We start from the raw sequence: 9,537 nt of genomic DNA on the forward strand, positions 1-9,537 counted from the left end.
CCGCAACTCTGACTTAACCGCGGGCAATGCGTCGTTCACGATGCCACCCGTATAACAGTTGCATGAACTCAACGACTCCCACCCCTCCCGTCACTCCGCCCACCCCCGAAGCGCCGCGCGGGGGCTCCGGCGTCCGATCCTTCGCCCTCTACCTCTCCGCCGCCGTCCTCGGTGGTGCGGCGGTGCTCGGTGGCGCCGCCGCCACCGGTGCGCTCGACGGCGGCACGACCACGATCGTTCGTCCGTCAGTCGGTGGCTCGACCACCATCCCCACATCTTCGGGTTCCGCGCTCTCGGTCAACGAGATCTACAAGCGGACCGGCCCCGGGGTCGTTCAGATCACCGCGACGGTCGGCGGCTCGACGACCGGGAGCGGTCAGTCGCGGCCATCGGGCCAGTCGCTCGGCTCCGGTTTCGTCATCGACGCCGACGGGCACATCGTCACGAACTACCACGTGATCGAGAACGCGACGTCGATCAAGGTGCGCTTCTCGAACGACGACACCCTCACCGCCACTCTCGTCGGCAGCGATCCGTCCACGGATCTTGCGGTGCTCGACGTCGATTCCGACTCGAACGCACTCACACCGCTCTCGCTCGCCGATTCGAAGCTGGTCGAGGTCGGTGACCCGGTCGTCGCGATCGGCAACCCGTTCGGCCTCGAACGCACCGTGACGTCGGGGATCGTCAGCGCCCTGCAGCGAAACGTGCAGGCACCGAACGGCTGGTCGATCGACCACGTGATCCAGACCGACGCTGCGATCAATCACGGGAACAGCGGTGGGCCGCTGCTCAACTCGCGCGGCGCAGTGATCGGCGTCAACTCTCAGATCGAGACCGGTGGCTCCGGTGACGGCAACGTCGGCATCGTCTTCGCCGTCCCGTCCAACACGGTCGACAAGGTCGTCGAGCAGATCCTGGACGCGGGCAAGGTGCAGCACGCGTACCTCGGGGTTTCTGCCGCGGAGGTCACCTCCGAGATCGCCGAGTCGTACAAGCTCCCCGTCACGGAAGGCCTGCTCGTCCAGACGGTCGCGGACGGTTCGGGCGCCGCCGACGCACAGCTGAAGGCCGGAACCGAACAGGTGGTCGTCGCCGGCCAGAGCTTCCGCGTCGGCGGTGACATCATCGTTGCCGCCGACGGCAAGGACGTGACCTCGATCGATGAGCTCCGCGATGTGATCGGAGCGCGCAAACCGGGTGACAAGATCGATCTGAAGATCTACCGCGGTGGTGAGGTGAAGACCGTCACCGTGACACTCGGGCAGCAGCCGACTACACCCTCCCAGTAGCTGCTTCCGAGCCGGCCGCTCCTCCTGGGCCGGCAACCGACGCGACGAGGCCCCCGTTCATGACCAGCCGAGGGGCCTCGTCGCATTTCTGCTCCTGAACCGACGCTCTGTGGTTATCGTGCGCCGGTGCGCGAACACGAGATGCCAGAGCGCGGCTCATTGCTCCTCGATGAGGAGCAGTCCGTCGAGGACGAGGAGCTCTGGGAGGACGACGGAGCGGGCGACTACGAGGGCTGGTACTGCGTTCGCACCGACCCGTTTCCCTGCCCGGCGCCGGGCTGTACGTTCGTTGCCGCGCACATGACCGCCGCTCACCTGGTTCTCGTCTGGGAGGAGCGGGACGATCCGAATCTCCTTTGGCATGCTCAGCGGGCGCTCGAGGTCGGGCGCAACCCGCGGGTCGTCTCGTACCAGCGATCGTTTGGCCCGAGCGCCTCCTACTACGCGTGGGAGGCGGCCGGAAGGCCGGTGCACGGCGTCCGCGGCAAGGTCTGAGGCCAGTGCGCATGGCGGATGTCGCCGGGGAACGGAGCGAGACTCGAGCCGCCCTCTATGTCGTCGCCCTCGGTTGGCGTCGTGTCCGGAGGCGCTCGTCGGGGGCGCTGCTTGCAGCCGTTGGCATCGCGATCGGTACGGCGGTTCTCGTCGGCGTCCTTGCGGGAACGACAATCGCGCAGGATCGAAGCGTCTCCCAGGCAGTGGAGCGAATTCCGGCTGCCTCGCGGTCGGTTCGGGCCGTGTGGTTCGGCTCTCCGATCGGCGCAGACCAGGCATATGCGCGGCTCGACGAGACCGCTCGCTTGCGCCTGGCCGGATTGGGGCTCCCCGGGCCGACTCCCATCGCACTCTTCCGCGAGAGCACCGTCGCCGGCCGCTTCGTTTCACTCGCAGGGGTCGAGGGACTCGCGCCGTACGTGACGCTGACGAGCGGGCGCCTTCCTCGGAGGTGTACAGCCGAGCGATGCGAGGTCGTGCGCCTGCGGGGGGTCGGCGTGCTGCCCGATGCCCCGGGCCTTCGGCTCGTCGAAGTGGGAACAGCGAGGCTTCGTTCGAGCCGACTCTTCGGTGACTTCCTCGCGCCGACCGACAACGCGCTCGCAGACCGCGAGATCGCTCCCGCTTTGCAACAGGGCTCGGAGTATCACCGTCCTGCCCCGGCGCCGCTCGTCGTCGCCGAGGGGATCGATGCTCTCACGCGCGCGCCGGCGCTCGCGAACACCTATCGCAGCTATGCCTGGATCTGGCCCCTTTCTGACGGCAGCCCGCGGCTGTGGGAGATCGACGACCTGGTCGGCAGGAGTGAGCAGGCCCGCGCTGCTCTCTCGTCGCGATCGATCGGCTACAGCGTCCAGGCACCGATCGAGGAACTACGGGCGACGGAACGATCGGCGACGGTGGCCGGTCGACGCTTGCTGCTCGTGGGCGGCGAAGCGGCGGCACTGCTCTTCGCGTTTGCCGTTCTGGCGGCTCGCGGGATGCGCCGCGATCTCGAGGCGGCGAGGCGGCGCCTCACGTGGTACGGCGCGCGACGCTGGCATCTTCGACTCCTGACGGTTACGGAGAGCGTATTCGTCGCGGGCGTCGGAGCGTTCGTCGGGTGGCTCCTCGGTCTGGCCGTTGCGGCCGTCGTGGCCGAGCGCGCCGGGGCGCCGATCCGAGCAATCCTTCGCGAAAGCGTTCTCTCGTCCACCGGACTGGCACTCGCCGCCGCTGTGATCGTGCTCGCGACAACCGTGATCGCGGTTTCGACGTCCGTGTCCGCAAGGCCCGGGAAGCGCATCGGCCCCGTCGACGCGGCGGCGGCCGTTGCCCTTGCGATTGTTCTTGCAGCACTTGCCGGTGGTGCCGCGGACACCTCGCGCCTCGCCGACGACCAGGCATCGGGACTCGTGCTGCTTCTGCTCCCGGGCCTGATCGCGTTCGCGGCCGCCGTTGCGGCGGCGCGGCTCTTCGGGCCGCTCGTGCGCGTGGCCGGACGCCTCTCTCGACGAAGTGTCGGCACGCGACTCGCCGCGGTGACGCTCGGCCGCGGGCCGGGCGCCGCGGGAGTCACCGTTGCCTTCCTCACGCTCGCCTTCGCCCTCGCGCTGCTCGCCGAGGGCTACCGCTCGACGCTCGTCCAGGCCGAACAGGATCAGGCATCGTTCGCCGTGCCTCTCGATGTCGTCGTGCGGGAGGATCTGCGGTCACTCGTTCCCGTGCTCGACGCAGCGTCGCTCGAGCGCTACAGCGCGGTGGCCGAGGGCTCGAAGGCGGTTCCGATCCTCCGCGTTCGAACGGGGGCCGGGAACGCCGAGGGCATCGGCGGTGTGACGATGCTCGGCTTGCCTGCCGACGAGATCCCGCGGGTGCGCGGCTGGCGTGACGACTTCTCGGACAACTCGCGCTCGGAGCTTGCAATGCTCGTGCGGCCATCGTCTCCGATCGCAGTGCAGGGAATCCAGCTCGGCTCGCGACTGACCTTCCTGGCCGGGCCGGGAGTCGTGTCGCTCCGGGCGACGATCGCAACGCCGGACGGCCGGTACTCGTCGATCGATCTCGGCCCTCTCACCGCGGACGCATCGACCCGCGTCGACCGGCTCCTGCCGAAGCGGCTGCGCGGCGGGACGCTCGTGGCGCTCGAGCTCGTGCCTCCCCGGCTGGCCGATCGCGGTGCCGACGCGGGCGTGTCTCTCGCCGGGCGACTGCGGCTCACCGGCCTCGAGGCGTCATCCTGGGTCGGCGAAGGTGGCGTTGTCCCGCGACCCGTGCCGGGTGGCATTGCGCTGGCCTTTCGCATCTCGCAGCAGAGCGACGCGCGCCTTCGCGCGCCTCAGGCGACGGACTCGACAGCGCCGATGGTGCTCGTCACGCCCCGGCTCGGGATTCTCGCGGGAGGCGAGGGTGGCAAGCTCGCACTCGCCGTCGGCGGGAGGCAGGTTCCGGTTCGCGTCGCAGCGATCGTCGATCGCTTCCCCGGCACCGAGGGCGAGGCGGTCGTCGGTGACATCGACGCGCTTCGTTCGGCCGTCAACACGCAGGTTCCCGGCGCGGGCCGTACGAACGAGGTCTGGCTCGACATACCCGACTCCGAGGTCGGCAGCGCCGTGGCGACGCTCGCCCGGTCGCCGTACCGCCGGGTCGAGGCGGTCTCCAGGCTCGCACTGCTCGACGAGGTGCGTGACGACCCACTCGGTCACGGCACCCTGCTCGCGTTGGACTCGGCTGCGATCGTCGCCCTGCTTCTCGCTGCGCTCGGCCTTGCGCTGACGGTGCGCGCAGACCTGCGCGATGACCAGGGGGATCTCTACGACCTCGAGGCGCAGGGCGCCTCCCCGTCGCTCCTTCGCCGGATCGTGCGTCTCCGCGCTCTCGTCGTCGGCATCGCAGGAGTGCTCGCGGGTGCACTCGCCGGCCTTCTCCTCGCCCTGCTCGTGACCCGCGTCGTCGCGGTCACGGCTCGTGCTGCAACGACACCGTTGCCGCTGCAAACGTCGTTCGATCTGCGTGTCGTCGGGGTTGCCGCGATCGCGTACCTGCTCGTCGCGGCTGCGCTCGTCGCGCTTGCGACGCGACGCGCGTTCCGGAGTGATCGTGGCCCTCTGCGTGCACAGGAGAGCGGCGCATGAGTCTCGTCGAGGCGCGTGACCTGTTCTGCGTCTATCCCGGCGCCGACGGAGGTGTCGCCGCCCTCCAGGGGCTGACGCTCGATATCGATGAGCGCGAGGTCTGCGTCGTCCTCGGCCCGAGCGGATCCGGCAAGACGACGTTGATGCGCGTCATTGCCGGTTTCGAGCGGGCAGGTGCGGGCACCATCGCGGTTGCGGGCATCGACCTGGGATCGCTCTCGCAGCGCGGTCTTGCGCGGTACCGCGCCGAAACCCTGGGGTACGCCGACCAGCACTACTGGCGCTCGCTCGCGGGTGAGCTGACAGCCGAGCAGCTGATCGGAGTGCCGCTCGGGCTGAAGGGGATCACCGATCGCGACCGGCTTGCGCGCTCGCATTCGCTCCTCGAGCGCGTGGGGCTGCGCGACCGCGCGACAGCTCGCCCGTCCGAGTTGTCCGGTGGAGAGCAGCAACGCATCGCACTCTGTGCTGCTCTCGCGAGTCGCCCGAAGCTCCTGATCGCCGACGAGCCGACCGGTGAGCTCGACGAGGCGAGCGCCACCCTCGTCTATGGCCTCCTGGCGGAGCTGGCACGGGAGGAAGGTGTCACGACGCTGATCGTGAGCCACGACCCGCGCTCGGCCGCTATAGCGGATCGGGTCGTCCACATCAGAGACGGCCGAGTTAGCGAGGAGCGTCGCAGCGACGGAACCGCGGTCGTGATCGGGAGCGGTGGCTGGTTGCGGCTTCCCGAGGAGGCGCTTCTCGATGCGGGAATCGTCGACCGCGCGACGGTCACGTCGCGGGAGGGCGTCGTCGAGCTTCGGCCGCTTGGCATCACGCGCCCGAGCGTTCTGATGCTGCCGGACATCGAGGGCGCAGCCGGCGCGATCGTCGAGGTGCGCAACGTGACGCGCAGCTACGGCGGCGACGTTGCGCTCGAGTCGGTGAGCGCGACGTTCAAGCCAGGTCAAATGACGGTCGTGACCGGCCCGTCTGGATCCGGCAAGTCGACGCTGCTCGCGCTCGTCGCCGGCCTCGACGTCCCGGACGAAGGGGAGATTGTGGTCAATGGGATCTCGCTGTCAGATCTTGCCCGTGATGCGCGCGCCTGCTTCCGCCGCGACACGATCGCCTTCATCGGCCAGTCGCCCGGCCTGACCGGGTTCCTGACCGCCCGGGAGAACGTCGAGCTCGGCCTCACAATCCGCGGCGTCGAGGGGATAGAGGCACACGAGCGGGCGATTGACGCCCTGGTCGCGGTCGGCCTTGGCGAGCACTCGGATCGGCCCGTGGACGATCTCTCGGCGGGGCAGCGTGAGCGTGTCGCCGTCGCGCGCGCGCTCGCGGCGCGCACGGCGGTGATCCTCGCCGACGAGCCGACCTCGCGCGTCGACGTCGCGCAGGCTCTTACCCTGGGCGGCCTCTTCTCCGATATCGCACACGAGCATGGAACGACGTTCGTCTGCGCCACGCACGACCCTGTTCTGATCGAGTTCGCAGACGAGGACATCCAGCTCCGCGCCCGCTCCCCGGTACCATTGGGATAGATGTCGATCGCCTACGAAACCCTGCACGTCTCGGGAATCCGCTGCGAGCGGTGTGTCAACCGGCTCGCTGCCGCGTTGCGCAGCCACGAAGGCCTCGAGAACGCGAACGCGAACCTGATGGGCCAGGTCACGCTCGCGTTCGATGACGAAAAGACCTCACGGGATGCGCTCGTCGCCGCAATGGCGAAGTCCGGGTTTCGGGAGCTCGAGATCCACTGACCGCGGAATACGTTGATGGTCCCGCGCGTTTCAGCGTGGGTAACAGATAGGTTGGCACGGTGGGTGACACGGAGCCCGAGATCGATGGACGCAGGATCGCGACGGAGGCTCGCGATCGCGTCCGTTTCGAGGAAGAGGCCCTCGCGCTCGCCGACCAGGTCTATCGCGTCGCACGCAGACTCGTCGGAACCCGAGAGGAGGCTGAGGATCTTGTTCAGGACACCTACGGTCGAGCCTTCCGGAGCTGGCAGTCGTACACCCCCGGAACGAACCTCCGCGCGTGGCTCCTGCGCATCCTCACGAATCTCAATCTCGACCGGGGTCGCAAGGTGCAGCGGACACCCGATATGCAGCCGATCGAGGAGGGCGACTACTACCTCGCCAACAAGATGGTCGAGGCCTCGGGCGAGCAGGTGCTCGACCAGGATCGCGTCGTCGAGAAGCTCTCGCAGGACTCGATCGTGAATGCGCTCTCGTCGCTGCCGCATGATTTCCGGGACACGGTCGTGCTCGTCGACATCGGTGAGTTCAGCTACGCCGACGCGGCTCAGATCCTCGACATTCCGATCGGAACGGTGATGTCGAGACTCCACCGGGGCAGGCGTCTGCTCAAGCAGCAACTCGCCGAGGAGACGATCTCGTGAGCCATACACCGTGCGATGCGTGTGAGGAGCTCCTCCAGGGGTATCTCGATCGGGAGCTCACCGAGACGGAGGTCGCGCAGGCCGAGTCTCACCTCGACGGCTGCGAGTACTGCCGCCGGCGGTATCGCTTCGAGGAGTCGCTCCGGCAATACGTCCAGACAACGGCTGTGGAGCGAATGCCCGTCGGGCTGATGGAGAAGCTGACCCAGCTACGCACCGGCGACGCCTGACCCACCTCGAGAAAGAACCCCGGGGCGGGTATGAGCCCCGCCTCCTCTAGCGGAGTCGCTCGGGCAGATCGGCCGGCGTGTCGACGTCGCCCGGTGAGCCGAGGTCGTCGCACGGAACGAGACGCACGTCCAGGTCACGCAGGCCAGCATCGGGAATCGAGTCCCATTCCTCGCGGCCAACGAGCAGCGGGTGGCCGCGCACACCATCGTAGGAGGCGGCAACGAGTGTGCCACCGTCGGCCCGCCACGACGCGATGATTCGATCGACTGCTCCGGGAGCAAGATCCGGCCCGTCCGCAAGAACGACGACGGCTGCTTCGGCGCCTGCACTCAACTCCTCGAGGCCGGCGGTCAGCGACGCGCCGGGGCCTCGCTTCCAGCCCGCACAGGTGACGACCGTCGCCGGGGTCTCGAGCGTGTGGGCTCCTGCGACGACGACGATCTCGTCGACGGAGCTCTGCGTGAGCCGCTCCAGCACCTCGGGGAGCAACAGGCGCTGCTTCGGCGTGCCGAATCGCGACGCCTCTCCGGCGGCCAGCACGACCGCGGCGATGCTCACTGTTCCTCGACCGTGACCGACTCGACCACGATGGGGCGGGTCGGTTGCTCGGTCGCCGGGTCGCCCTGCGTGCCGATCAACTCGACGACGTCGAGGCCACTCGTCACGGTTCCAACGACTGCGTACTCGGGCGGAAGCCCAACGTCGTCGCCGGTGACGACGAAGAACTGGCTGCCCGATGTCCCGGGTGCCTCTGCGCCGGACTTCGCCATCGCGACGACGCCCTTCGTGTACGCAGCGTCGGACGGGGGAACGTCGACGGTCTTGTAGCCGGGGCCGCCGGATCCTGTCTGCGTCGGATCGCCACCCTGGATCACGAAGCCGGGGACGATGCGGTGGAAGATCGTGGAATCGAAGAACCCGTCCTTCGAGAGCGCGACGAGCGACGCGGCCGTCGCCGGCGCTACCGCCTGATCGAGCGTTATCGTGAAAGTACCGCAGTTCGTCTCGACGACGAGGCCGTAGGTCTTCTCGGGGTCGAGACGCTCTTTGGGCTCTGTTGCGCCACCGTCCTCGCGGGCTGTTGGAACCTCGGCATCGGTGCATTCGGATGTTCCGCCGGCGGCCGTCGACTCGGTCTGGGTCTCCGGTTCCGTCACCGTGCCCTCGTTCGACGAGCCGCCACACCCGGCCGCGACGAGGCCAACGAGGAGGACGAGAAGGAGGGCTGCCTTGCGCACCAGCGGATCTTACCCCGCTTGACGAGCGGAGGCCCGGGCCTGTAGTTCTACGGGAGTGGAGATCACGCTCGCGGTCAACGGCCAGGCGTACTCGGTCGTGCCCGAGGGACGCCGGCTACTCGCCGTCCTCCGCGACGACCTCGAGTTGCTCGGCACGAAGCTCGCATGCGGCGAGGGCGCCTGTGGAGCCTGCGCTGTGCTGCTCGACGGGCGGCCGGTCAATGCATGCCTGCTGCTCGCGGAGGCGGCGGCGGGCCACGAGATCGTGACGATCGAGGGGCTTTCGACGATTCGCGCCCGAGCGATACAGGAGGCGTTCGTCGCCGAGGACGCGCTGCAGTGCGGGTTCTGCACCCCCGGCCAGATCGTCAGCGCGACCGCATTGCTCGAGCGCACTTCCCGTCCGACGCGTGAGGAGATTCACGAAGCGATGGCCGGCAACCTCTGCCGTTGCGGTGCCTATCCCAAGATCGAGCGCGCGATCCTCCGTGCGGCGGGTGCGACATGACGGCGCGCTTCGTCAAGACCCAGAAGGAGATGGAGGGCCGCTACGAGGACGTCTGGGCGCTCGTCGACGAGAGCGACGAGACGACGAGTTGGAAGCCCGACGCCGATCTCTCGCTCGTGGGTCAGCCCGCGCCACGGCAGGACGGCGCCGCGCGCGCTGCCGGTCGCGTGCGCTTCACGGTTGATGTGAAGCTCGCTGGGATGTTGCATGCCGCCGTGCTGCGCTCACCCGTAGCGCACGGAAAGGTGCGTTCTCTCGACCTCGCGGC

General features: G+C 68.6%; 11 protein-coding genes. 9 read left to right on the plus strand and 2 right to left on the minus strand.

Features of this window, described 5'->3' with window-relative positions:
- Positions 1-62: 62 nt before the first annotated feature.
- The 7 genes from ABIR74_RS07340 to ABIR74_RS07370 all read left to right on the plus strand — a co-directional run bounded on the left by ABIR74_RS07340 (position 63) and on the right by ABIR74_RS07370 (position 7,522).
- The gene (locus ABIR74_RS07340; RefSeq protein ID WP_348176587.1) at positions 63-1,292 is read left to right on the plus strand and encodes a trypsin-like peptidase domain-containing protein; all 1,230 of its coding nucleotides are present in this window, start codon (positions 63-65) and stop codon (positions 1,290-1,292) included.
- Between the two features lie 126 nt (positions 1,293-1,418).
- Positions 1,419-1,787 (plus strand): hypothetical protein, encoded by a 369-nt coding sequence (locus ABIR74_RS07345; protein WP_348176589.1) that lies wholly within the window; start codon positions 1,419-1,421, stop codon positions 1,785-1,787.
- A gap of 11 nt (positions 1,788-1,798) precedes the next feature.
- Positions 1,799-4,900, plus strand: coding sequence for an FtsX-like permease family protein (locus ABIR74_RS07350; protein ID WP_348176591.1), 3,102 nt, complete (start codon positions 1,799-1,801; stop codon positions 4,898-4,900).
- Positions 4,897-6,429 carry an ATP-binding cassette domain-containing protein gene (locus ABIR74_RS07355; protein WP_348176593.1) on the plus strand — a complete coding sequence of 511 codons (1,533 nt, stop codon included), beginning with the start codon at positions 4,897-4,899 and terminating at the stop codon, positions 6,427-6,429. The genes ABIR74_RS07350 and ABIR74_RS07355 overlap by 4 nt, the downstream gene beginning before the upstream one ends.
- Positions 6,430-6,648, plus strand: a complete 219-nt coding sequence (locus tag ABIR74_RS07360) for a heavy-metal-associated domain-containing protein (protein WP_348176595.1) — start codon at positions 6,430-6,432, stop codon at positions 6,646-6,648.
- 59 nt (positions 6,649-6,707) lie between these two features.
- Positions 6,708-7,292, plus strand: a complete 585-nt coding sequence (locus ABIR74_RS07365) for a sigma-70 family RNA polymerase sigma factor (RefSeq protein WP_348176597.1) — start codon at positions 6,708-6,710, stop codon at positions 7,290-7,292.
- The gene (locus ABIR74_RS07370) at positions 7,289-7,522 is read left to right on the plus strand and encodes an anti-sigma factor (RefSeq protein ID WP_348176599.1); all 234 of its coding nucleotides are present in this window, start codon (positions 7,289-7,291) and stop codon (positions 7,520-7,522) included. Before ABIR74_RS07365 ends, ABIR74_RS07370 begins: the two co-directional genes overlap by 4 nt.
- 46 nt (positions 7,523-7,568) lie before the next feature.
- On the opposite strand, the gene ABIR74_RS07375 is transcribed toward ABIR74_RS07370, so the two are convergent.
- Positions 7,569-8,081 carry a nucleotidyltransferase family protein gene (locus tag ABIR74_RS07375; RefSeq protein ID WP_348176601.1) on the minus strand — a complete coding sequence of 171 codons (513 nt, stop codon included), beginning with the start codon at positions 8,079-8,081 and terminating at the stop codon, positions 7,569-7,571.
- Complete coding sequence (locus ABIR74_RS07380) at positions 8,078-8,761, minus strand: peptidylprolyl isomerase (protein ID WP_348176603.1); 684 nt, start codon at positions 8,759-8,761, stop codon at positions 8,078-8,080. Before ABIR74_RS07380 ends, ABIR74_RS07375 begins: the two co-directional genes overlap by 4 nt.
- 55 nt (positions 8,762-8,816) lie before the next feature.
- On the opposite strand from ABIR74_RS07380, the gene ABIR74_RS07385 reads away from it, so the two are divergent.
- A complete protein-coding gene (locus ABIR74_RS07385) occupies positions 8,817-9,269 on the plus strand; it encodes a (2Fe-2S)-binding protein (RefSeq protein WP_348176605.1) in 453 nt (150 codons plus the stop codon).
- On the plus strand, positions 9,266-9,537 hold a 272-nt coding region (locus ABIR74_RS07390), incomplete at its 3' end, for a hypothetical protein (protein WP_348176607.1). The genes ABIR74_RS07385 and ABIR74_RS07390, both read left to right, overlap by 4 nt.

Source organism: Gaiella sp., assembly GCF_039915195.1.
In the GTDB taxonomy this organism is placed as follows: domain Bacteria; phylum Actinomycetota; class Thermoleophilia; order Gaiellales; family Gaiellaceae; genus Gaiella.

Coding starts and splice junctions, on each gene's coding strand:
- ABIR74_RS07340 (WP_348176587.1), top strand. CDS start 63: ATGAACTCAACGACTCCCACCCCTCCCGTCACTCCGCCCACCCCCGAA.
- ABIR74_RS07350 (WP_348176591.1), top strand. CDS start 1,799: ATGGCGGATGTCGCCGGGGAACGGAGCGAGACTCGAGCCGCCCTCTAT.
- ABIR74_RS07355 (WP_348176593.1), top strand. CDS start 4,897: ATGAGTCTCGTCGAGGCGCGTGACCTGTTCTGCGTCTATCCCGGCGCC.
- ABIR74_RS07360 (WP_348176595.1), top strand. CDS start 6,430: ATGTCGATCGCCTACGAAACCCTGCACGTCTCGGGAATCCGCTGCGAG.